Origin of the sequence: Pygmaiobacter massiliensis, from assembly GCF_900199435.1 — a bacterium.
Lineage (GTDB): Bacteria > Bacillota > Clostridia > Oscillospirales > Ruminococcaceae > Pygmaiobacter > Pygmaiobacter massiliensis.
The window spans coordinates 520,514-542,951 of the sequence record NZ_OAML01000002.1 but is presented as its reverse complement, the minus strand read 5'-3'; the positions used below and the strand labels follow the sequence as shown (position 1 = coordinate 542,951).

Sequence of the window (22,438 nt, the reverse complement as noted above, 5' to 3'; positions counted from 1 at the left end):
GCAGAGAAACCGGAGGTTATGTTTATGAGCGAACATCCCATTCAAGGACTTATGGATACCGCCCTTGCAAGAATTAAGGATATGGTGGACAGCAATACCATCATTGGCGAGCCGATTACAATGGGGGATGGCACATTGATTCTCCCGGTTTCCAAAGTCAGCTTTGGGTTTGCTTCGGGCGGGTCTGATTTCCCGTCCAAAACTCCGAAAGAACTCTTTGGCGGCGGCAGCGGTGCAGGTGTATCTATCACACCGCAGGCTTTTCTCGTTGTCAAAAATGGCGACGTAAAACTGCTGCAATTGGCGGACCCTGCAAACCCGGCAGACCGCATCATTAATGCCATGCCTGAGGTGCTGGACAAGCTGCAGTCGATGTTTAGCAAAAAAGAAGAAAAAGGTGCTTCGGCAGAATAAGGCCGCAGCCCAGCCGCTCGCCGCCTGCCGCTAAGACAGGCGGCGGCTTGTACCTATGGGCAAAATATCCAGTGCCTCACCAACCCGGCAAAGGGCAAACGTCCCTTCATGGGTATTTGGGGTGGATTCGGAAAAAATAACGTTTGACACATATATCAAACGGGGATACCGGCAGCGCAGCGTTGGCAAAACCAAGGCGGCGCGCCTTTTGGAAAGGAAAAAGAAATGAAAGATACCAGAATACAAAAAGTGCTCTCTGAGCTGGGCGTCTGCTCGCGCCGCGCGGCAGAGCAGATGATTGCCGACGGACGTGTTAAAATTAACGGTCGCCCGGTAAAAGTAGGCGATAAAATGGATACCCGTAAAGATTTGCTGTCGGTCGATGGCAAGAATATCCGGATTCCCAAAACCCCCGAACTGTACTATGAGATGGTCTATAAGCCGCGTGGCTACATTACTACCATGTCTGACGAGCGTGGCCGCAAAACGGTAATGGAGCTGGTTTCGGATATTCCGGCCCGCGTATTCCCGATTGGGCGACTAGACAAAGACTCGGAGGGACTGCTGCTGTTTACGAATGACGGTGAGTTCGCCAACCTGCTGATGCATCCCTCTAACGGCATCAGCAAGCTGTACCGCGTCACGGTGCGCCCGCATGCTACCGAAGAGCAGATCATCCAGCTTTCTGAGGGCGTTACGCTGGACGATGGCACTACCACGCTGCCGGCAATTGTACGTGTCGCTGCCGATTCCCCCGAGCGCACTGTGCTCGAAATGACTATTAAAGAAGGCAAAAACCGAGAGATTCGCCGCATGTGCGAAGCGGTTGACCTTAAAGTTATCCGCCTAAAACGCAACGCAGAAGGCCCGGTGAAACTGGGTATGCTGCAGCCGGGCAAACACCGCCCGCTGACCAAGGCTGAAATCGCCGGTCTTAAGGCTTCGGCATCTAAAGCAGTACGCAAAGAAAACACCGAAGCAGCGCAGGAGCGTGCCGAAAAATATAAGCGAAAAGGACCCATCCGTTCTCGTTAGAAATACGACTGAACATGTTGGCTTTCAAAAACACATAAATTATATGGAAATTTGTTTAAAATACCGTTGTGTTCCAAATTGTGGAATAGTATAATAGCTTCAAGCGGCCTGTAATCAATGTACAGGCCGTTGTGCTGGTCTATCCTGAATTTGTTGGTTTTTTCAGGTTTGACCAACCGTTAAATTTGATTGATAGAAAGCTCAGGAGGACTGTACATGGCTTCTAAAAAAAATGTAAAGCTAGATGCACTTAAAGCCTTTTTCGACGAAGGCACATTCTGCGAGCTGTATGCGGACAAATCGGGCAACGTAACCGCGGGCTTTGGCAGCGCGGAGGGCAACCCTGTTTATGCGCTGGCACAAAAAGGTGAGGCACTGAAAAGCGGCGATATCGCGAAGATGATTCGCGTTATGGAACTTGCTGCAAAAACCGGTAACCCTGTTGTTACCTTTTATGATGCGACCGGTTCAGTACTTACGGAAGAACTGACCGCGCTGACGGATGCGGCACGCCTGGTGGAAGCAGGCGCTAAGATCTCGGGCGTGGTACCCCAGATTGCTGTCGTTTTGGGCACCTGCGGGGCAACGCAGGCACTCGCCGCAGCAGGCGCAGACCTTGCCGTAATGGCAGCCGACGCTGAACTGTTCTTGACAGCTCCGTTCACCGCAGCGGCAGCAGGCGACAAAACTGAAAAAGCTGGCTCTGCGGAGCTTGCTGCAAAAGACGGTGTTGTTGCCCTGGTTGCAAAAGACGGTGCAGAAGCTGTTGCAAAAGCAAAGCAGCTGGTTGGGTTGCTGCCGGGCAACAACCTTGCTGGCCCTGCAGTGTTTAGCTTTGCAGAACCCGGTGCTGCCCTTTCTATGGCAAAATATAATGCCTTGGCCGCAGTGGAAGCAATTGTCGATGCAGGCAGCGCAGTTGAGCTGTATGCAGAGTTCGGCAAAAACATCCGCACCCTGTTTGCCACCGTGGCAGGCAGCGTTGTTGGCGTAGTAGCTACCGAAGGCGAAAAAACATCCATTTGCAGTGTTTGCGCTGGTAAAGCAGCACGCTTTGTGCGTCTGTGTGATGCATTCAGCGTTCCGGTTATTACGGTAGTAAACACCGATGGCTTTGTAAAGAGCACCGCAGACGATATTGCAGGTGGCATCCGCGCTGCTGCACGCCTGGCGGCCACCTATGCAGATGCCACCACTGCTAAAATCTGCGTTGTTACCGGCAGAGCTGTGGGCGCAGCCTACACCGCCCTTTGCAATGCAGACCTCACTATCGCGCTCGACACCGCTGTGATTGCACCGGTAGAGCCGACCGCGGCAGCGACCATCCTGTGGCAGAGCGAGATTGCCGCAGCAGCCAGCATTCCTGCTGAGACTGCAGCACTCGCCGCAAAATATGAAAAAGAATTTGCCTGTGCAGACGCAGCAGTAAGCTGCGGCGCTGCCGATATGACCGCAACCGCTGACGCAGTGCGCAGTGCAGTTGTAGGGGCTGTGGATATTCTGGCAACCAAGCGCGTACAGCGCCTGCCGAAAAAACACGGCAACATGAGCCTGTAACCGATATTACTTGATTCATAACGCATAAAGAACACGGAGGAAATAACGATGAAAAACTATACAATTACTGTCAATGGCATCGCCTATAACGTCACTGTAGAAGAAGCAGGCGCAGCTCCTGCTCCCGTTTATGCAGCAGCCCCGGCTCCGGCACCTGTTGCAGCCCCGGCTCCCGTCGCAGCTCCGGCACCTGTCGCAGCACCCGCTCCGGCAGCAGCTCCGGCTCCCGCAGCCCCTGCAAAAGCAGCAGCTCCCGTTGCAGGCGGCAAGCCCGTTGAATCCCCGATGCCCGGCAACATCCTTGATGTAAAAGCCACTGTGGGCAAAGCAGTCAAAGCAGGCGAAGTTCTGCTGGTTCTCGAAGCAATGAAGATGGAAAATGACATTGTTGCACCCAACGATGGCACCGTGCTTTCTATTGCTGTTGCAAAAGGCGATGTCGTAAACGCAGGTGACGTTCTCGTTACCCTGGGCTAACTTACCAACTGATTAAGGAGAGGTGAACCCTTTGGCTAAAAAACCGATTAAGATTACTGAGGTCGTGCTGCGCGACGCACATCAGTCGCTGCTGGCAACCCGTATGACGATGGACGAAATGCGTCCCATCCTGCCCGCTATCGATGAAGTCGGCTACTATTCTGCTGAGTGCTGGGGCGGCGCAACTTTTGACGCCTGCATCCGTTTCCTTGATGAAGACCCGTGGGAGCGCCTGCGTATTCTGCGCAAAGAGATGCCCAACACCAAGCTGCAGATGCTGTTCCGTGGCCAGAATATGCTGGGCTACCGTCACTATGCAGATGATGCTGTTGAGTATTTCGTTCAGAAATCCGTTGCAAACGGCATCGACATCCTGCGCATTTTCGATGCGCTGAATGATCCGCGCAACCTCGAAACCGCCATCAAGGCATCTATCAAAGAGGGCGCACATGTGCAGGGCTGCATCAGCTATACGCTGAGCCCCGTCCATAACAACGAGTACTTTGCAAACTATGCAAAAACCCTCGAAGAAATGGGCGCAAACAGCATCTGCATTAAGGATATGGCTGGTCTGCTCACCCCGTACAGCACCGAAGAGCTGGTACACAGCCTGAAAGAAACCGTTTCTATCCCCATTGATATTCACAGCCACTATACTTCCGGCCTTGCTTCCATGTCCATCCTCAAAGGCATCGAAGCTGGCGCAGATATTGTGGATACTGCAATTTCTCCGCTTGCGCTTGGCACTTCTCACATGGCAACCGAAAGTCTCGTAGCGGCACTTCAGGGTACCGATTACGACACCGGCCTTGACCTGAAGAAGCTGAACGTTGTGCGCGAATACTTCAATGGCCTGCGTGAGAAATATCTCGCCAGCGGCCAGATTTCGCCCAAAATGCTGGGCGTTGACGCCAATACCCTGCTGTATCAGGTACCCGGCGGCATGCTTTCTAACCTGCTTGGTCAGCTGAAAGAAGCTGGCAAAGAGGATAAGCTGGAAGACGTTCTCAAAGAGATTCCCAATGTCCGCAAAGACAGTGGCTACCCGCCGCTTGTTACCCCGACCAGCCAGATTGTTGGCACTCAGGCAGTACTTAACGTGCTGATGAACAGCCCCTACAAGATGGTCTCGAAAGAGTTTAAGGGCCTGGTACGCGGCGATTATGGCAAAACTCCTGCACCCATCAGCGATGAGTTTGCAGAGAAAATCCTCAAAGGCGAAGAGCGCATTACCTGCCGTCCGGCAGACCTGCTGGAGCCTGAGATGGATAAGCTGAAAAAAGAAGCTGAAAAGTACGCGATTCAGGAAGAAGACGCACTGACCTATGCAATGTTCCCGCAGGTTGCTCCGAAATTCTTTGAAAAACGCGCACAGAAGCTTGCCGGTGTAGATGGCGACCATGTAGATATGGCCAACAAATCTCACCCCGTTTAATCCGGTTTGCAAAGCGCAAACTAGCTTTAAGTTTCTAAAAACCCCGCTGCAGATCAAAAGTCTGCGGCGGGGTTTTCTATATCTCATTACCACCCGCACAGAGGGATGGTTTGCTGAAAAGCAGCACAAAAGGGAATACAGCTTAACCAGTGCTCAGGCTGGCTACACTCATTGCAAAGAGAGCTTTTTTAACCAAAGCATTTCTTGCAAAACAAACGCTGTACCGGCAAAAGAAAAACAGCAGTTTTGCATCAACTTTGTTTTTCTTTCATTCTCTTCTGTTTTCGTGGCATTTTCTCGTCTTTTCATTTGACAGCTAACGCTGCAGCGTGTACAATAATACAATGTATAGTTATATCAAAAATGCAGATTTCTGTATGAAAATAAAGGATGTGTCGAACGATGATTACCAGCATGACAGGCTACGGGCGTGCCCGCAGCGCAGCCGATGGGCGTGAGATCACGGTAGAGATCAAAAGCGTCAATTCGCGCTATTTTGAGTATTCTTCGAGAATGCCGCGCGCTTACGCATTTTTAGACGACAAGATGAAGCAGTACCTTGCGGGCCGCTTGGCCCGCGGCAAGGTTGAAGTTGCGCTTTCGGTGATAAACACCGGCGTGGCGGATAGCGTTGTCACCGTGAATGAAGCACTGGCAGAAAGCTACCTTACTGCGCTGCACAGCATTGCCGAAAAGCTGGGCGTACGCGAAGATGTATCCGCGGTTTCTATCGCTAAATTTCCGGACGTGCTTACCCTTGCCAAGGCGGAAGAGGACGAGGATGCATTGTGGAATTCTGTGCTTTCGGTGCTTGCCGAAGCAACCGACCGCTTTATTGCCATGCGTGCCGGCGAAGGCGAGCGTATGACCGCAGATATTACCAGCCGCCTTAGCTTTTTGGAAGAATCGGTTGGGAAAATTGAAGCAACCTCCGGTGAGCGCGTGCAGAAATACACCGACCGCCTGTATGAAAAACTTAAAACTCTGCTGGAAGACCGCGCCGTAGACGAGAGCCGCATTTTAACAGAAGCTGCTATTTTTGCAGACAAAACTGCGGTGGACGAAGAAACGGTGCGTCTGCGCAGCCACATTCAGCAATACCGCGAAATTCTTGCCGCAGGCGGCCCAGTAGGGCGCAAGCTCGACTTTTTGACGCAGGAGCTGAACCGAGAAACCAATACCATTGGCAGCAAATGCCAGGAGCTGACCATTACCCGCATGGTGGTGGACATGAAAGCCGAAATCGAAAAAATCAGAGAACAGATTCAGAACCTGGAGTAGCCCGTTTGAGAACGGCACTTCCTCTTGCGGCAATGCCGCATTTGCAAGAAAGGAAAAGTGAAACGTATGAAACTGATCAATATCGGGTTTGGCAATATGGTTTCCGCCAGTCGGCTGATTGCAATTGTCAGCCCGGAGTCCGCGCCGATTAAACGAATCATCCAAGAGGCACGCGACCGTGGAACCCTGATTGATGCAACCTATGGACGGCGCACCCGCGCGGTCATTATTACGGATTCTGACCATGTAATCCTCTCCGCGGTACAGCCGGAGACTGTGGCAAACCGACTGAACGATACCGACGAGATTGAGGAGACTGAACTTGATGACGAATAGCGGCAAACACCTTATCGTACTTTCCGGCCCTTCCGGCAGCGGTAAGGATACTCTGGTACAACATTTGATCGAACGACACCCGGAAATCAAGGTTTCGATTTCTGCAACCACACGCGCTATTCGCCCGGGCGAAAAAGAGGGCGTAAATTACTATTACATGACCGTGCCGGAATTTGAACAAAAGCTGGCAGACGGTGAGATTCTGGAGCACACCTGCTACTGCGGCAATTATTACGGTACCCCGAAATCTGAGGTGGATGCCCGCATTATGGCTGGCATCAATGTAGTGCTGGTTATCGAGGTGGAGGGCGCAACCAATATCCGCCGCCTTTACCCCGAGGCAAAGCTGATTTTCGTGCAGCCGCCTTCTTTTGATGAGCTGGAGCATCGACTGCGCTGCCGCGGCACCGAGTCTGAAGAGGCAATTCAAAAACGTATGGCACGCGCCCGCGAAGAGCTGAGCTTTGCAAAAGATTATAACTACCGACTGGTAAATGATTCGCTTGATGAGTGTGTCGAGGAATTGTATCAGATCATTACAGAATAAGATAAGAGGAGGCAGCACCATGGCTGTGACAGCAAAAGTGGCGGTCGAAGCTGCTGCCTATTCTTTCGATAGATGCTACGACTATGGGATTCCGCCGCATCTTGCTGAACGGGTAAAACCCGGAAGCATGGTACTAGTGCCGTTTGGCATGGGCAAGGCGAAACCTCGCATGGGCGTTGTGCTCGATGTAGGCGAGCCGGAATACCTGAGCAAGGGCCTGAAAAACCTTTACGATGCAGTGCCGGAAGAAGCGACCCTGACGCCGGAACTGCTGGGGCTTGTGGGCTGGCTGAAAGAGCACACGTTTTGCACCTATTACGAGGCAGTGCGCGCCATTATTCCTTATGGCGCACAGTACCGCGCCGAAATGAGCCCGGCAGGGCCGATTTTATCGAAGCGACTGAACCGCCAAACGGTAAGCTGGTATCGGCTGATCTGCAGTGCTGCAAAACTGACGGCAAAGCAGCAAAAGGTGGCTGACCTGCTGCAAAGCGGAGAAATGCGCACCGCAGCCGAGCTTTGCGAGCTTGCGGGGGTGACCCGCGGCGTGGTGGAAACGATGGTGCGCAATGGCGTGCTGGAGGCGGAAGTGCGGGAGCGCGACGTACCCGTATATGAGAATTATCGCCCCATAGCCGAAAAAGTGCAGCTTTCTGCCGACCAGTGGCGCAGCTACACCCAGCTTGCAGAAAAGTTGGATGCCCCGCAGGCCCAAACGGCACTGCTGCACGGCGTTACCGGCAGCGGCAAAACGCTGATTTTTGTAGAGCTGATTCGCAAAGCGGTAGAGGATGGCAAACAATGCCTTGTGCTGGTGCCGGAAATTGGACTGACGCCACAGATGGTGTACAGGCTTAAATCTGCTTTTGGCGAGCGGGTAGCGGTGCAGCATTCGGCACTTTCCAACAGCGAGCGGCTCGACCAGTGGCAGCAGATTCAGCAGGAGAAAGCCGACATTGTGGTTGGTACCCGAAGTGCCGTGTTTGCCCCCCTCGAGCGGCTGGGGCTTATCATCATCGACGAAGAGCAGGAGCATACCTACGCGTCCGAAACAAGCCCGCGATATTCTGCTATCGAGGTTGCAAAATACCGCGCAGCCTACCATAAAGGCTTGCTTTTGCTTGCATCTGCCACCCCGCTTTGTGACGACTACTACGCCGCCGAGCAGGGGCGTTATACGCTTTCTACGCTTTCTGCACGTTATAATCAGCAACCACTGCCCTCAGTGGAGTTGGTTGATTTGCGGCAAGAGCTCGCGCACGGCAATACCGGTAGCATCAGCGGAAGACTGGCACAGGAGATTGCACGCAACCTGCGCGAAGATAAACAGACGATTCTGTTGCTGAACCGCCGCGGTTACCAGACGGTAGCCATGTGCGAAAGCTGTGGCGAAGTGGTAAAATGCAAGCTGTGCAGCGTGCCGTTGGTTTACCACAAAAAAGAAAACAAACTGCTCTGTCACTATTGCGGCAGTACCATTGCCCCAAAGCCGGAGCAATGCCCCGATTGCAGTGGGAAACTGCGCTATACCGGGTTTGGTACGCAGCGGGTAGAAGAAGAGCTGGCGAATATCTTCCCCACAGCGCGGGTGCTGCGACTGGATACCGACACGACCCAGACCAAAAACAGCCACGAGCGCATGCTTGCAGATTTTGCGGCAGGGCGGTATGATATTATGATAGGCACTCAGATGGTAGCGAAAGGGCTCGATTTTCCGAACGTTTCACTGGTAGGGGTGCTGGGCATCGACCAGATGCTGTTTGCGCAAAGCTACCGAGCGTTTGAGCGGGTATTTTCACTGGTGACACAGGTGGTGGGGCGCAGCGGCAGAGCCGATGCCGAAGGCCGCGCACTGATTCAAACGGTGGACCCGCAAAACCGCATTTTACAGCTTGCAGCGGGGCAGAATTATACAGAGTTTTATATTGAAGAAATTGCGGCCCGCAAACTGCATCTTTACCCGCCGTTTTGCGCCATCTGTGTGGCAACTTTTTCAGCGGAAAGCGAAAAAGAAACCGCCCAGGCAGCCCAGGCATTTGCAAACAGCCTGCGCAGCTGCGCGGCAGCGCATAAAACCATCCCCTTGCGGGTGCTTGGCCCCGCGCCGGCGGCACTTGCCATGCTGGGCGGGCGGTACCGGTATAAGCTTACCGTCAAATGCCGCAACGATGTCAGCTTTCGGCGGCTTTTGTCCGAGGTGCTGGCAGAGTATCATAAAGGCCCGTTTGGTGGCAAGGTCAGCCTTGCGGTGGATTTCAACAACGACAACGAAGCTTAAGCTGCGCTTGTTGCATTATTTTATACACGAACTCTGCGCTACGCAGAGAGCTCAACCTTATTACAAAGGAGATTCTTACCTATGGCACTTAGAAAAATTGTTTTAGATGGCGACCCGATCTTGAAAAAAGTCTGCCGCCCTGTTACGGATTTCAGCGAGAAAACCGCACAGCTGCTCGAGGATATGGAAGAAACCCTTCTCGATGCAAACGGCCTTGGCCTTGCAGGCCCGCAGGTTGGCGTAATGCGCCGCATCTGCATTGTGCTGGACGTTGGTGAAGAGCATGATGGCTGCGCTCCCGAAGAGGGCGAAGAAGTGCCGGAGTATCCGTTCATCGAGCTGATTAACCCGGAGATTATCGACCGCCAGGGCGCAGTTACCATCTATGAAGGCTGCCTTTCCTTCCCCGGCCGCAATGGTGCCATTGAGCGCCCCGAGCAGGTGACGGTAAAAGCACTGGACCGCAACGGCAAAGAGTTTACCGCTACCCGCCGCGGCATTGTAGCACGTGCTATCTGCCACGAGTGCAACCACCTCGACGGCATCACTATCCTTGACCTTGCGGACCATTTCTATGAAGATACCGAAGAGGGCATGGAGGAAGAATAAATCTCCGTTTTACCGAAAGGAACCACGCTTATATGAGAATTCTTTTTATGGGTACCCCGGACATTGCAGCGGAATCCCTTGCGGCTATTCTGGCAGCAGGGCATACCGTCTGCGGGGTGTTCACCCGTGAAGATAAACCGGTCGGCAGAAAACAGGTGCTTACCCCGCCGCCGGTAAAACAGCTTGCGCTGGAGCATGGGCTCGAAGTTTATCAGCCTAAAACACTGCGCGACGGCAAAGCCGAAGAAACAATTCGCACTCTTGCGCCGGATCTCATCGTCGTTGTGGCGTACGGGCGCATTTTGCCCGCAGAGGTGCTTGCGCTGCCCAAGTTTGGCTGCATTAACCTGCACGTTTCGCTGCTGCCGCAATACCGCGGCGCTGCACCCATCCAGCACGCTGTCCTTAATGGAGACCCCGAAACCGGTGTAACCATTATGTACATGGACGAGGGGCTGGACACCGGTGACATCATTACGGTGGCTCCGGTCGCTATTGGGGAAGACGAAACAGCGGGCGAAGTGTTTGACAAAGTTTCGGCGCTGGGCGCAAAAACGCTTGTTGACACGATTGTACTCATCGGCGAAGGCAAAGCAAGCCGTACCTCGCAATGCCACGAGAAAGCAACCTTTGCACCGCCGCTGGATAAAGCCATGGGCCTATTTGAATTTACCGGCAAAGCCCCCGCGCTGCACAATCTAATCCGCGGCCTTTCACCGTGGCCGATTGCTTATTTTATGCAGGATGGCAAAAAGGTAAAGGTAACGCGCTCGCATAAAAGCGAGCTTACCGGTAAGCCGGGAGAAGTGCTCGCAACAAAGCCGCTCACCGTTGCTTGCGGCGAAGGTGCGCTGGAGCTGCTGGAGGTTGTGCCAGAGGGCAAACGCCCCATGCAGGGCTTTGAATGGGCAGCAGGTCGCCGCCTGAAAAAAGGCGACCTGCTGTAACTGCGTGTGAGAAGAGGAGTTTCCCAGCCAAGTTGCAGAAAGATGCCGGGCGGCAATCGGCATCTGCGGGGCAGCGTCCCCAGTAAAGGAGAATGTTATGTTCTACGGTTTTGATCGTTACTATTTTATATTGGTCGTGCCCGCACTGATTATCGCAGGCTGGGCACAGATGAAAGTTTCCACCACCTTCAGCACGTACTCCCGCATGCCGGTAGGCAACCGCATGACCGGTGCAGACGCAGCGCGTTTTATTCTTGATATGAACGGACTGACGAATGTGCGTGTAGAGCGCATTGCCGGTAAACTGACGGATAACTACAATCCGACCGACCGTGTTGTGCGGCTTTCGGATTCTGTTTATGGCAGCGCGACGATTGCCGCTGTTGGCGTTGCTGCGCACGAATGTGGCCACGCCGTGCAGCACGCAACCGGGTACGCGCCGCTTAAGCTGCGCACCGCCATTATTCCCGCCACCCAAATTGGTTCCACCCTGGCTGTGCCGATGATTTTTCTTGGCATTCTGATGTCCAGCGACCCGCTGGTGAACATCGGCATTTTGCTGTTTAGCCTGATGACGGTGTTTCAGCTGGTTACACTGCCGGTTGAGTTTAACGCAAGTGCGCGCGCAGTTGCAACGCTTTCCGGCCACGGCATGGTAAATGCAGAAGAAGAGCGCGGCGTGAAAAAGGTACTCTCCGCAGCGGCGCTGACCTATGTGGCAGCTCTGCTTGTTTCGGCAATGCAGCTGCTGCGCCTTGTGCTGATTGCAGGCAGAAGGAACGATCGATGAAGCAGGACTCCGCACGTTTGCTGGCCGCAAAAGCGCTGATGCGCTGCGAAAAAAGCGGCTATTCTAACCTGGTGCTTGCTTCGATGCTGCAAAAAAGTGGCCTTTCGGCGCGGGATAGGGCTTTTGCCTCCCGTATTGTTTACGGTACGGTAGAGCGCCAGCTGACGCTGGACGCCCAGTTGGCCCCCTTTTTAAAACAGCCACTGAACACCATGATGCCCGAGCTGCGCGCTGTGCTGCGCAGTGGTTTATACCAGATTTTATATATGGATTCCGTCCCCACCTCTGCAGCGGTGAACGAAGCGGTTCAGCTGACCCGTGCACTCAGCAAAGGGTCTGCGTCCGGTTTTGTCAACGCGGTTTTGCGCAAGGCGAGCCAAGCACAATGGCAGCCCGAAGCCAAAACAGAGGAAGAGCGACTTTCACAGCTTTATTCGGTCGGCTTGCCGGTGGTGAAACTGCTGAAAGCGGCTTATCCGGATAAAATTGAAGCTCTTTTGCAAGAAAGCTTTACCCAGCCTAAACTGACAATTCGCGTCAATACACTGAAAACGACAGCAAAAGAACTTGCGGTGTCGCTTTCCGCAGACGGCGTTAAAGTGAGTGAAACTGGTCTGCTCAATGCTCTTGTTTTAGAAGATGCGGGGGATATAACCCGTCTGCCACAGTTTACGCAAGGGCTTTTTCATGTGCAGGGGCTTGCATCGCAGCTTTGTGTTGCAGCGCTCGGCGTAAAACTGGGCGACCGGGTATTGGATGCCTGCGCGGCACCCGGCGGCAAAACCGCGACGATAGCTCAAACACTGTGTGGGCAGGGAAGCCTGACCGCCTGCGAGCTGCACCCGGCGCGTGTAAAGTTGATTGAAACGCTGATTGCGCGCATCGGAGCACAAAATGTGACTGCCCGGGCACAAGATGCTGCTGTTTTTGATCCTGCTATCGGCGAAATGGACAAGGTTCTTTGCGACGTGCCGTGCTCCGGGCTTGGAACACTTGCAAAAAAACCTGATATTCGGTATAAAGACTTGCAGGATTTGCCAAAACTGATAAAGATTCAGGGAGCAATCCTTGACACGGCGGCACAGTACCTGGTGCCGGGTGGCAGCCTCGTTTATTCTACCTGCACCATTAACCCGAAGGAAAATGAACTGGTTGTGCAGGAATTCTTGCGCACGCATCCGGAATTTACCGCGATAGATACCGGCATTGCCGGATTTGGAGAGCAAAAGCTTGGTGCGTTTTGCCTTTTCTTCCCCCAGGGGGGACAGGACGGATTTTTTATCGCGAGGCTTACCCGTGCAGAAAAGAGCGCTCCAGCCTCGTTTAAATAGGTAGCAAGTTTGGAAAGATTGTGATAAAATGGAATACGTTCAACTGACCTCACTGACAGAGCCACAACTGGTGGCTTACATACAGAGCCTCGGCCAACCGGCCTTTCGAGGTCGGCAAATCTATAAATGGCTGCATGAAAAACAGGTAACTGATTTTTCACAGATGACCGACCAGCCCAAAGCATTTCTGGAAAAGCTCTCCGAGGCTGCTGTCATCGAAACCTTAACGATTGCGCGCAAGCAGGTGTCTAAAGACGGCACCGTGAAATATTTGTTCCGTTTGCCGGACGGCAATTGCATCGAAAGTGTTGTTATGCGTTACAGCTATGGCAACACCATCTGTGTTTCTACGGAAGTAGGCTGTGCAATGGGGTGCCGTTTTTGCGCCTCCACCCAGGGTGGGCTTGTACGCCGGCTTACTGCCGGTGAAATCTGCGCGGAGGTTTACGCTGCCCAGAAAGATGTAGGGGAGCGCATTTCCAACATCGTGCTCATGGGCATTGGCGAACCGCTTGATAACTATAATAACGTGCTGGATTTTCTACGCATTATCTCCAGCGACCACGGCATCAACATCGGTATGCGCAACATCAGCCTTTCTACCTGCGGTCTGGTACCCAAAATTGCCGAGCTGGCGCAGGAAGGCCTTGGCCTGACACTTTCGGTATCGCTGCACGCGCCCAACAATACGCTGCGCTCTTCGATGATGCCGGTCAACGATGCTTACCCGGTGGAAGAGCTGATTGCAGCCTGCCGTGCCTATCAGCAAAAAACAGGCCGGCGCATCAGCTTTGAGTATGCAATGGTTAAAGGCGTCAACGACACACCCGCCTGTGCGGAAGAGTTGGCGCACCTTTTGCGCGGCATGAGCGCACATATCAATTTAATTCCGATTAATCCCGTCGATGGCTCGCAATATTCTGCCAGCGACGCGAAGAATGTAAATGACTTTAAAGAGCGCTTAATCGCGCTCGGCATGAATGCCACAGTACGGCGCCGGCTTGGTACCGACATCAGCGCGGCGTGCGGCCAGCTGCGGCAGGAAGCGAAGGGAGAATCCGACCAGTGAGAATCGTCGGCAAAACCGATATCGGCATGGGCCGCAAAGAGAATCAAGACAATTACCGCGCAGGCAGAATGCAGGATGACACTGTCTGGGCGGTAGTTTGCGACGGCATGGGCGGCACGCGCGGCGGCGCCATTGCCAGTAGCGTGGCTGTAGAAACGATGGAAAACGAGCTGCTGCGAGGGCTGGCAGAGCCTATCTCGGCGGCGGGTATCCACGAGCTGCTGGACAATGCTGCACAGCGGGCGAACACCCGTGTGTACGACCTTGCCCGCCACGACGAGACCAAACGCGGCATGGGCACAACGCTGGTTGCCGTGATATTAAAGAACAATACTGTATATTATGTGCATGCCGGTGACTCGCGCGCGTACCTGCACCGTGCCGGCGTGTTGGACAGGTTGACCAAAGACCACTCTATTGTGCAGGAAATGATAGAGAACGGAACGCTGACGGAAGAAGAAGCGGTTACCCACCCCCAAAAAAATTTGATTACGCGCGCGCTGGGTGTCAATGATACATTGCAGCTGGATTATGGTGAGAGACAGGTGCGCAGCGGCGACCTTATTTTGCTTTGCAGCGACGGGCTCACCAACGCAGCGCCAGAACAGGCGATTGCAGCCGCGCTGAGCGAAACGCCTTTTTTTGAAACGGCGGATAAACTGATTTCACTTGCGCTTGATGCAGAGGGGCAGGATAACATTACTGCCGTTCTGGTGAAAGTGGAAAATGCCCACTGACCGGGTGAAATATTTTTGATTCTATCCGGGAAAGCACTGTGTGGCTTTTTCTGTACAATTCCGGGAAAGGAATGGTCATAACACATGGATATGTATATCGGCAAACGCCTGGACGGGCGTTATGAGATCGAAAAGCTGATTGGTGTTGGCGGCATGGCAAATGTCTACAAAGCCACTGATTTGCTTGAGCACCGCCCCGTAGCGGTGAAGATCCTGCGCCAGGAGTTTTTGGAGAACGAGGATCTTGTAAGAAGATTCAAAAATGAATCGAAAGCAATTGCTCTGCTCCACCACCCCCATATTGTCCGGGTATTCGATGTAAGCGTATCGGACAAGGTGCAGTACATTGCGATGGAATACCTTGACGGCGCGACGCTCAAAGAATATATTGAGCAGCGCGGTGTGCTGAGCTGGAAAGAAACGCTGTTCTTTATTGAACAGGTGCTCGGTGCATTGCAGCATGCGCACGCAAAAGGCATTATCCACCGCGATATTAAGCCGCAAAATATTATGGTGCTTGCAGACGGCAACATCAAGGTGATGGATTTCGGCATTGCACGTTTTGCCCGCAGCGAATCGCACACCGTTACCGACAAAGCCATTGGCTCGGTGCATTATATCAGCCCCGAGCAGGCCAAGGGCGATGTGATTGATGCAAAGGCAGATATCTATTCTACCGGTGTTATGATGTACGAAATGCTGACCGGCAAGCTGCCGTTTGACAGCGAAAGTGCAGTGCAGGTGGCGATTAAACAGATTTCTGATACGGCCGCACCGCCCCGCAGCATCAACCCGGATATTCCGGAGCCGCTGGAAGCTATTACCATGAAGGCAATGGCAAAGGACGCACGCCGGCGATACCAATCTGCGGATGAGATGCTGGGTGCAATTGAAGAATTTAAAAAGAACCCCAGTATTAAGTTTGCATACGACTATCTGGATGACAATTCACCAACGAGGTATATAGATAAAGTGATAAGCAAAGCAAAAAAAACACCGCCCCAGGGCGCTCAAAAACAGCCAAAGAAAAAACGCAACCTCACTCTGCCTATTTTGGCGGGTATGGCGCTGGCGTTTGCCGTCGGCTCTGCAATTCTTTGTTTCCTTATCTTTAGTACGTCCGGCTTTTTTAGCAGCAAACCCGACGTGGATCTTCAAAACTTTGTTGACCTCAATTACAACGATGTGAAGAGCAACACCGAATACACCGAGAATTTTAAGCTGGACGTAGAAAAGGTGTACAGCGCAAGCCATCCCGAAGGCCAGATTATCAAACAAAGCCCCAAGCCGCCTAAAAAGGTAAAGCAGGGCGCTAAGGTGAAAATCTGGGTCAGCATGGGCACCGAGGTTGTCACTGTGCCGGATACCGCCGGTAAAACCCGCGGCGAAGCAGAGAAAGCACTCTCTAAGCTGGGGCTTTCGGTGCTGGTTGTACCCGAAAAAAGCGAAAGCGTAGAAGCGGGCAAAGTTATCCGCACAAACCCCGAGCCGGGCACTAAGCTGGATACCGGCAGTGAAATCACAGTTTACATCAGCAAAGCGGCAGGCGAAGATAAAGTGGCTGTGCCGCAACTCATCAATGTTGCCTCCACCGCAGAAGCGCGTAAAATTCTGGAGAGCAGCAGACTTTCTCTGGGCACCCCGATTGAAGTAGAAAGCGAGCTGCCGCAGGGCACCATTCTTTCTCAAGACCCGCCCGCGGGCACTGAGGTAGCCGTTGGTACAAAAGTTACCGTCACCATCAGCACCGGTGTTGTTGCGCCCAAAGAAAAGAGCGTCACTGTTACAGTTACCTTTGATGCCAACGCGACGGCTTCTCACTGGACGGCTACTGTAGGCGGCACCCAGGTTAGCGCATTTGATGCTGTGCCCGGCGGTGTATGGAGCTTTACCCTGACCGGCATTAACGCACAGGAAATGATTATCACGAACGGCTCGACCCCGATTGTAGCTACCGTAGACTTCCAGAATCCGGGTAATTATAACTTCCAGGTCAATGGACCGAAACCCACACCGACGCCAGCGCCGACCCCGACACCGGCGCCTCCGGTACCGACGCCCTCACCGATAATCACACCACCGCCTGTCACTGCACCGCCTGTATCACCGGAGGTACCTGACCTGCTTGGGGTGCTGCACAATTTGCATTGAAATGAGTAATATATGGCAGAAATCAAATTAGAAAATAGAATTATGAAAGGCATTGGCGGGTTCTATTATGTCGCAACGGCAGAAGGACTCGTGGAATGCAAGGCAAAGGGGATATTCCGCAAAAAGGGAATATCCCCTTTGCCCGGCGACCTTGTACAGTTGGAACAGGAAGGCGACAGCGCAATAATTGCAGAAATACTGCCCCGGAAAAATGTGCTGGTTCGCCCACCCATGGCAAACCTCGATGTGCTGTTTATCGTGGCAGCCACTACCGAGCCGGCACCCAATTATTTAGTGCTGGATAAAATGTGTGCCATAGCGGTGGATAAGGGCATCACTCCGGTGATTGTTGCTACAAAAACCGACCTTTGCAGCCAGCGAGAGCTGGTGGAAGCTTACGCAAAATCCGGCATTGAAGTTATTGTAGCAGGGCGAGAAGAAGAAAAGGCCCTTGAGCGGATTCGTGAAATCATCGCAGGGCGATTTTGTGCGTTTACAGGCAATTCGGGTGTGGGTAAATCCACACTGCTGGGCCGCCTGCTGCCAAAGCTGCATTTCGACACGGCTGAAATCAGCAAAAAGCTGGGCCGCGGCAAGCACACCACCCGCCAGGTGGAATTGTTCTCTGCCTTTGGAGGGCTGATCGCAGATACACCGGGCTTTTCTTCGCTTGATATGGAGCGCGCCAATCTGATTTTAAAAGAAAATCTGCAATTTGCTTTTCCGGAGTTTGAGCCTTATCTGACGGCCTGCAAATTTACCGGCTGTTCCCACAGAACCGAAAAAGGCTGTGCTGTGCGTGCAGCGCTAGAAGCAGGCGAGATTGGACAGCGCCGGTACGAAAGCTACCTTGCAATGTATGAAGACGCCAAAGACATTAAAGAATGGGAGCTGTGACCCTTGGAAAAACAGACAAACCGCTGTGTGCTGATTGCAGGCGGCGAAGTGGACCCCACACTGGCGGAATTGATTCGCCCTACTGATACTGTCTGGGCACTGGATGCCGGCGTTGAGCGGGCAAAGCTGCTCGGCGTAACGCCGTCGCTGTGCTTGGGCGATTGGGATTCTGCCCCCTGCCCGGAACACGCAGAGGAATTAATTTCGCTGGTGCCGGAAAAGGATGATACAGACACACACCATGCGGCACGCCTTGTGGTAGAGCGTGGCTTTACCGAAGTGCTGCTGCTGGGAGGCCTGGGGGGGCGGCTGGACCACACCTTTGCAAACCTGGCCACACTGCTTTTTTTGCGCAGATGTGGGGTGCAGAGCTGGGCGGTAGATCAAAACACCGCCGTTACGGTGCTGACGAGTGAAAGCCGATGCTTTGAAAAACGAGAGGGCTTTTATTTTTCCGTGTTTGCGATGGATGGAACTGCACATGGGGTTACCCTTTCCGGCGTGAAGTATCCGCTTTGTGAGGCGGTGCTCACAGGGGCTTATCCTATTGGGGTGAGCAACGAGATTTTAGAGCAAACGGCCCTGGTTTCCGTAAAAAACGGGAATTTGCTTGTGATGTACGCCCGAAAGTAGCAAAAACTCATCTTTCTGTATATACTGGGTTACCAGTCAGGAAAGAGGGGATTTGATGCAGATCGTCGTAGTCAAGAGTCCGAAGCTGCTCCGTGGAATTCTCAAAGCCATCTTTGGGATTAAGAGCAACAGCTAGGACCTACCAAGAAAAACTGCTGCAAGACACTTTTTTAAGTGTTTTGCAGCAGTTTTCGTTTGTCCCGGAATAACAAAGACAAGGAGTGAATACTTATTTGTTGAAAGGGGCGAGGACTATGGAATTAAAGGTGTTCAGAGACACCGTGAGCGTGGAGCAACAGCTTTGTGATCTCACGCTGGAGCACCCGGTGGAAACAGAGATCATGATTCCCGACTATCTGCCGGAAATTTTTAAAATCGTAAAGAGCTTTGTCACGCCGGTCATACTTCAAAAACAGGTGATGGGTGGCAAACTCACACTAGAAGGCTACCTGCGCCTGCTGGTGTACTATCAGGGCGAAGAAGGGCAGAGCCTCTGCCCCGTCGAACAAAAGCTGCCGTTCTCTAAAACGGTAGAGCTCAAACCAACCGGCTGCAGCCGTTACCACATTTCCGTCGCGGGCGAGTGCGAATATTTGAACGTACGTGCCATCAACCAGCGGCGCATTGATGTGAAAGGTGCTTATGCATTTAAGACGGTCGTCAGCGGCGAGGTAGAGCAGGAGATTATCACTGCGCTTTCCGGTGCAGGGGTACAGAGCAAGCAAACAGAGCTTTCTTTGACCCGCACGGTTGGCGATGTGGAAAAACAGTTCACTGCCGAGGATACGGTAGAGTTTGAGCAGGCACCTGAGGCCATTCTTTCTACCCAGTGCAGCGGTGCAGTTTCCGAGATCAAACTGGTTTCGGGTAAGGCAGTTGTAAAAGGTGCGCTGATGCTCACCGTTGCTTACCGCGCCGAGCCGGGCTGCCATGTGCTGCACGCGCAAAAAGAGATGGCGTTCAACCAGATTATCGACGTCGAGAATCTGACAGAAGACTGCGAATGCAGCGCGCAGGTTAAGCCGATGGGCTGCACCATCACCGCAGGCTCTGACGGCGGCACCGTCGCCAGTGTCAACGCTGTAATTGCACTGCTGGCTTATAAAAAAGCTTCTGTGTACGCAGTGTCGGATGCTTTCTCTACTGCATATGAAGCAGAAACGACCACCAAGACCATTTTAACCGGGCAAATCATCGACCGGTTCCATAATACTATCACAGCTTCTACATCAGGCGCACTGCCGGATGCAGGCAGCACAGTGGTGGAGTGCGTGGCAACTGTTTTGCCGCCCGAGACGGTCACCGAAAACGGTGAGCTTTGCATCAAGGGACGCGTTGTGGCACACCTCATCTGCTGCAACAGCCTGGGCGAGCTGGAATGCTATGACAAACCCTGCGACTACATGCTGCCCAAACGCTATGCAGGCAGCGCAGATGCTGTAAGCGTAGAAGCAACGGCACTGTTTGAAAGTGCAAGTGCGAAAAAGAGCGGCGAAGACGCCTCCTGTGAAGTCAACATCTCGGTGAGTGGCGTAGTAACTGAGCGCGCCCGCACGGAAGTCATTGACACCATTGTCTGCGACGAATTGCTGCAGGCACAAGATGACGGCGTAGCACTGCGCATCTATTATGGCAAAGCCGGCGAAGAGCTGTTCTCAATCGCTAAGCGTTACCATGCCGACCCCGCAAAAATCGCGGCGGGCAGCGGGATCGATACCGAGACACTGCAGCAGGATACCCGGCTGCTGATTCCCACCGCGGAATAAGGGAGGAGAGCAGATGGAAGCGAATACAATCTATCAGGACCTTGCCCGGCGTACCGGCGGCGAGATCTACATCGGCGTCGTCGGTCCTGTACGCACTGGCAAAAGTACATTTATCAAACGTTTTATGGAAGCCCTCGTGCTGCCTGCCATTAAAAACACCGCTGTGCGCCAGCGCGCTACCGATGAGCTGCCGCAAAGTGCCGCTGGCCGCACCGTAATGACCACCGAGCCGAAATTTGTGCCGGAGCAGGCCATTACTTTGGAATTGGAGAATGGCGTTTCGTTCCGCACTCGGCTGATTGATTGCGTCGGCTACCTTGTACAGGGCGCAATGGGCACCGTGGAAGATGAACGCCCCCGCATGGTGAAAAGCCCGTGGTACGACCATGCGGTGCCTTTTGAGGTAGCTGCGGAAACCGGCACCCGCAAGGTTATCACCGAGCACTCTACGATTGGCCTTGTGCTGACCACCGACGGCAGCATCAGCGATTTGCCCCGCAGTGCATACGAAGGGGCAGAGGCGAGAGTCATCGGCGAAATGAAAGGCACCGGCAAGCCGTTTGCCGTGCTGCTCAACTGTGTTTCGCCGGATGCTCGCCAGAGCAAAGAGCTGGCAAACGAGCTTACTGCAAAATACGGTGTCGCAGTTATTCCTATCAGCTGTGTAGAGATGACCGAAGCTGATATTCGCAACGTGCTGAAAACCGTGCTGTATGAGTTTGCAGTGCAGGAAATCGGCTTTACGATGCCTAAATGGATTACCATGCTGGAGCCTGACCATTGGCTGCAGGAGAGCGTTTACGGTGCGGTGCGTAACTTCGCTGACAGTGTTGTGCGGATTCGTGACCTACGCGACAATGCGCCCACTCTGGCCAGTGAGTACATTTCCAGTGCAGCGGTTACCGCCATCAACCTGGACACCGGCACCGCCAAGGTGGAAGTACACCTTGCCTCGGATATCTTCTACAAGGTACTGGGCGAGCAGGCTGGGCTTGAAATCTGTGATGAAGCCAGTTTGATGCCTTGCGTCATTCAGCTTGCACGGGTGAAAAAAGAGTATGAGAAGATTCGCGACGCGATGCAGCAGGTTGAAGCAACCGGATACGGCATCGTGATGCCGACCATCGATGAACTGCACCTGGAAGAGCCGGAGATTGTCAAACAGTCTGGCCGGTATGGCGTGCGGCTGAAAGCCAGCGCACCTTCGATTCAGATGCTCAAAACCAACATTACGACCGAAATCAGCCCTATTGTGGGCAGCGAGAAACAGTCGGAAGAGCTGGTAATGAGCCTGCTGAAAGATTTCGAAGAAGACCCCATTCGCATCTGGGAGTCCAATATTTTCGGCAAGAGCCTGCATGAGCTGGTCAACGAAGGCCTGCAAGGCAAGCTGCTGCATATGCCTACCGAGGCGCGCCTCAAATTGCAAGAAACCCTTGAGCGCGTCATCAACGAGGGCTGCCAGGGACTGATTTGCATTATCCTGTAACTCTTACATCAACACAATAAAACGCGTGGACCGTTAAAGCGGTCCACGCGTTTTTGATTTTAGAATATTTTTGGCCGTAGTAAACTTGCAGGATAAGCCAATATTATAAACGGGGCATAAAAGGAAGATTGCGGAGAATCGTAAAAGCAGCAGCGGCGAGCGCAAAACAAATCCATGCCCACCCGGGCAATTTAGGCCGCCGAAGTATTCTGCGCCCGCAAATCGTTTCTATTAACATAGAGAGAAGGAAATAAGCCAGAAAAGGCAAAAGCAGGATAACAAAGGCATTGTACCGCAATGCATCGGTAAAATTTCCGTGCATGAGAGCAAGAACAGCCCGGCTACCCCCACACCCAAGGCAGTAAAACCCGGTTGTTTGGTAGAAATAACACGGGAAAAGATGCCCCTCACGATATAAAAACCATGCAGCCAGCAGAAAAAGGGGAAATACTATTAAAAGAAGCCAACGTCTTTTCGTGAAGAACCCTCCCTTTTTTATGGTTTTGTTAGACCTGCACTGATAGATTTTTCCTTTTACAGAAATCGAAAAGTGAAAAAATTTATTTAAAAATGCGCTTTTTCATTAATTATAAGCATTTTTAAAGGAAACGCAAGGAAAAAATTGATTCTTCACGGGATATGTTGTAAAATAAATAAGA

The 22,438-nt window shown here is 52.9% G+C and carries 22 protein-coding genes; 21 read left to right on the top strand and 1 reads right to left on the bottom strand.

The genetic code is table 11. The annotated features are described in order from the left end of the window. Positions 1-24: 24 nt before the first annotated feature. From ytfJ to spoIVA, 21 genes are all read left to right on the top strand, one after another. On the top strand, positions 25-414 hold the full coding sequence (ytfJ, locus tag C1A11_RS02610; protein ID WP_102049224.1) for a GerW family sporulation protein: 390 nt from the start codon (positions 25-27) through the stop codon (positions 412-414). 225 nt (positions 415-639) lie between these two features. Continuing rightward, complete coding sequence (locus tag C1A11_RS02605) at positions 640-1,449, top strand: pseudouridine synthase (RefSeq protein ID WP_102048858.1); 810 nt, start codon at positions 640-642, stop codon at positions 1,447-1,449. Positions 1,450-1,665: 216 nt separating this feature from the next. Further along, positions 1,666-3,006 carry a carboxyl transferase domain-containing protein gene (locus C1A11_RS02600; RefSeq protein ID WP_102048857.1) on the top strand — a complete coding sequence of 447 codons (1,341 nt, stop codon included), beginning with the start codon at positions 1,666-1,668 and terminating at the stop codon, positions 3,004-3,006. Between the two features lie 48 nt (positions 3,007-3,054). Then, positions 3,055-3,483, top strand: a complete 429-nt coding sequence (locus tag C1A11_RS02595) for a biotin/lipoyl-containing protein (protein ID WP_102048856.1) — start codon at positions 3,055-3,057, stop codon at positions 3,481-3,483. A gap of 31 nt (positions 3,484-3,514) precedes the next feature. After that, positions 3,515-4,918, top strand: coding sequence for an oxaloacetate decarboxylase subunit alpha (locus C1A11_RS02590; protein WP_102048855.1), 1,404 nt, complete (start codon positions 3,515-3,517; stop codon positions 4,916-4,918). A 402-nt stretch (positions 4,919-5,320) separates the two neighbouring features. Continuing rightward, positions 5,321-6,199 carry a YicC/YloC family endoribonuclease gene (locus tag C1A11_RS02585; RefSeq protein ID WP_102048854.1) on the top strand — a complete coding sequence of 293 codons (879 nt, stop codon included), beginning with the start codon at positions 5,321-5,323 and terminating at the stop codon, positions 6,197-6,199. 66 nt (positions 6,200-6,265) lie between these two features. Next, positions 6,266-6,535 (top strand): extracellular matrix/biofilm regulator RemA, encoded by a 270-nt coding sequence (gene remA, locus C1A11_RS02580; RefSeq protein ID WP_102048853.1) that lies wholly within the window; start codon positions 6,266-6,268, stop codon positions 6,533-6,535. Beyond that, on the top strand, positions 6,525-7,082 hold the full coding sequence (gene gmk, locus C1A11_RS02575; RefSeq protein WP_102048852.1) for a guanylate kinase: 558 nt from the start codon (positions 6,525-6,527) through the stop codon (positions 7,080-7,082). The genes remA and gmk overlap by 11 nt, the downstream gene beginning before the upstream one ends. Positions 7,083-7,101: 19 nt before the next feature. Continuing rightward, positions 7,102-9,360: a replication restart helicase PriA gene (gene priA / locus C1A11_RS02570; RefSeq protein WP_102048851.1), complete on the top strand. Its 2,259-nt coding sequence runs from the start codon at positions 7,102-7,104 to the stop codon at positions 9,358-9,360. 81 nt (positions 9,361-9,441) lie between these two features. After that, entirely contained in the window at positions 9,442-9,969 is a 528-nt protein-coding gene (gene def, locus C1A11_RS02565) for a peptide deformylase (RefSeq protein ID WP_102048850.1), read from the top strand. 32 nt (positions 9,970-10,001) lie between these two features. Beyond that, positions 10,002-10,916 carry a methionyl-tRNA formyltransferase gene (gene fmt, locus C1A11_RS02560; RefSeq protein ID WP_102048849.1) on the top strand — a complete coding sequence of 305 codons (915 nt, stop codon included), beginning with the start codon at positions 10,002-10,004 and terminating at the stop codon, positions 10,914-10,916. Positions 10,917-11,013: 97 nt separating this feature from the next. Beyond that, positions 11,014-11,706 carry a zinc metallopeptidase gene (locus C1A11_RS02555; RefSeq protein WP_102048848.1) on the top strand — a complete coding sequence of 231 codons (693 nt, stop codon included), beginning with the start codon at positions 11,014-11,016 and terminating at the stop codon, positions 11,704-11,706. Continuing rightward, positions 11,703-13,037: a 16S rRNA (cytosine(967)-C(5))-methyltransferase RsmB gene (gene rsmB / locus C1A11_RS02550; protein ID WP_102048847.1), complete on the top strand. Its 1,335-nt coding sequence runs from the start codon at positions 11,703-11,705 to the stop codon at positions 13,035-13,037. The genes C1A11_RS02555 and rsmB overlap by 4 nt, the downstream gene beginning before the upstream one ends. A 28-nt stretch (positions 13,038-13,065) precedes the next feature. After that, on the top strand, positions 13,066-14,106 hold the full coding sequence (gene rlmN, locus C1A11_RS02545; RefSeq protein ID WP_102048846.1) for a dual-specificity RNA methyltransferase RlmN: 1,041 nt from the start codon (positions 13,066-13,068) through the stop codon (positions 14,104-14,106). Next, positions 14,103-14,843, top strand: coding sequence for a Stp1/IreP family PP2C-type Ser/Thr phosphatase (locus tag C1A11_RS02540; RefSeq protein WP_102048845.1), 741 nt, complete (start codon positions 14,103-14,105; stop codon positions 14,841-14,843). The genes rlmN and C1A11_RS02540 overlap by 4 nt, the downstream gene beginning before the upstream one ends. A gap of 84 nt (positions 14,844-14,927) precedes the next feature. Then, positions 14,928-16,994 carry a Stk1 family PASTA domain-containing Ser/Thr kinase gene (gene pknB, locus C1A11_RS02535; RefSeq protein ID WP_102048844.1) on the top strand — a complete coding sequence of 689 codons (2,067 nt, stop codon included), beginning with the start codon at positions 14,928-14,930 and terminating at the stop codon, positions 16,992-16,994. Between the two features lie 12 nt (positions 16,995-17,006). After that, a complete protein-coding gene (gene rsgA, locus C1A11_RS02530; RefSeq protein WP_102048843.1) occupies positions 17,007-17,891 on the top strand; it encodes a ribosome small subunit-dependent GTPase A in 885 nt (294 codons plus the stop codon). Between the two features lie 3 nt (positions 17,892-17,894). After that, positions 17,895-18,524 carry a thiamine diphosphokinase gene (locus C1A11_RS02525; protein WP_102048842.1) on the top strand — a complete coding sequence of 210 codons (630 nt, stop codon included), beginning with the start codon at positions 17,895-17,897 and terminating at the stop codon, positions 18,522-18,524. 55 nt (positions 18,525-18,579) lie between these two features. Then, entirely contained in the window at positions 18,580-18,660 is an 81-nt protein-coding gene (gene spoVM / locus C1A11_RS14050) for a stage V sporulation protein SpoVM (protein ID WP_102048841.1), read from the top strand. Between the two features lie 118 nt (positions 18,661-18,778). Next, positions 18,779-20,290, top strand: coding sequence for a DUF3794 and LysM peptidoglycan-binding domain-containing protein (locus C1A11_RS02515; protein ID WP_102048840.1), 1,512 nt, complete (start codon positions 18,779-18,781; stop codon positions 20,288-20,290). A 13-nt stretch (positions 20,291-20,303) separates the two neighbouring features. Then, complete coding sequence (gene spoIVA / locus C1A11_RS02510) at positions 20,304-21,779, top strand: stage IV sporulation protein A (RefSeq protein WP_102048839.1); 1,476 nt, start codon at positions 20,304-20,306, stop codon at positions 21,777-21,779. A gap of 103 nt (positions 21,780-21,882) precedes the next feature. Here the strand turns inward: spoIVA and C1A11_RS14045 are convergent, their stop codons facing one another. Continuing rightward, positions 21,883-22,212 (bottom strand): DUF2752 domain-containing protein, encoded by a 330-nt coding sequence (locus C1A11_RS14045; protein WP_423242020.1) that lies wholly within the window; start codon positions 22,210-22,212, stop codon positions 21,883-21,885. Positions 22,213-22,438: the final 226 nt, after the last annotated feature.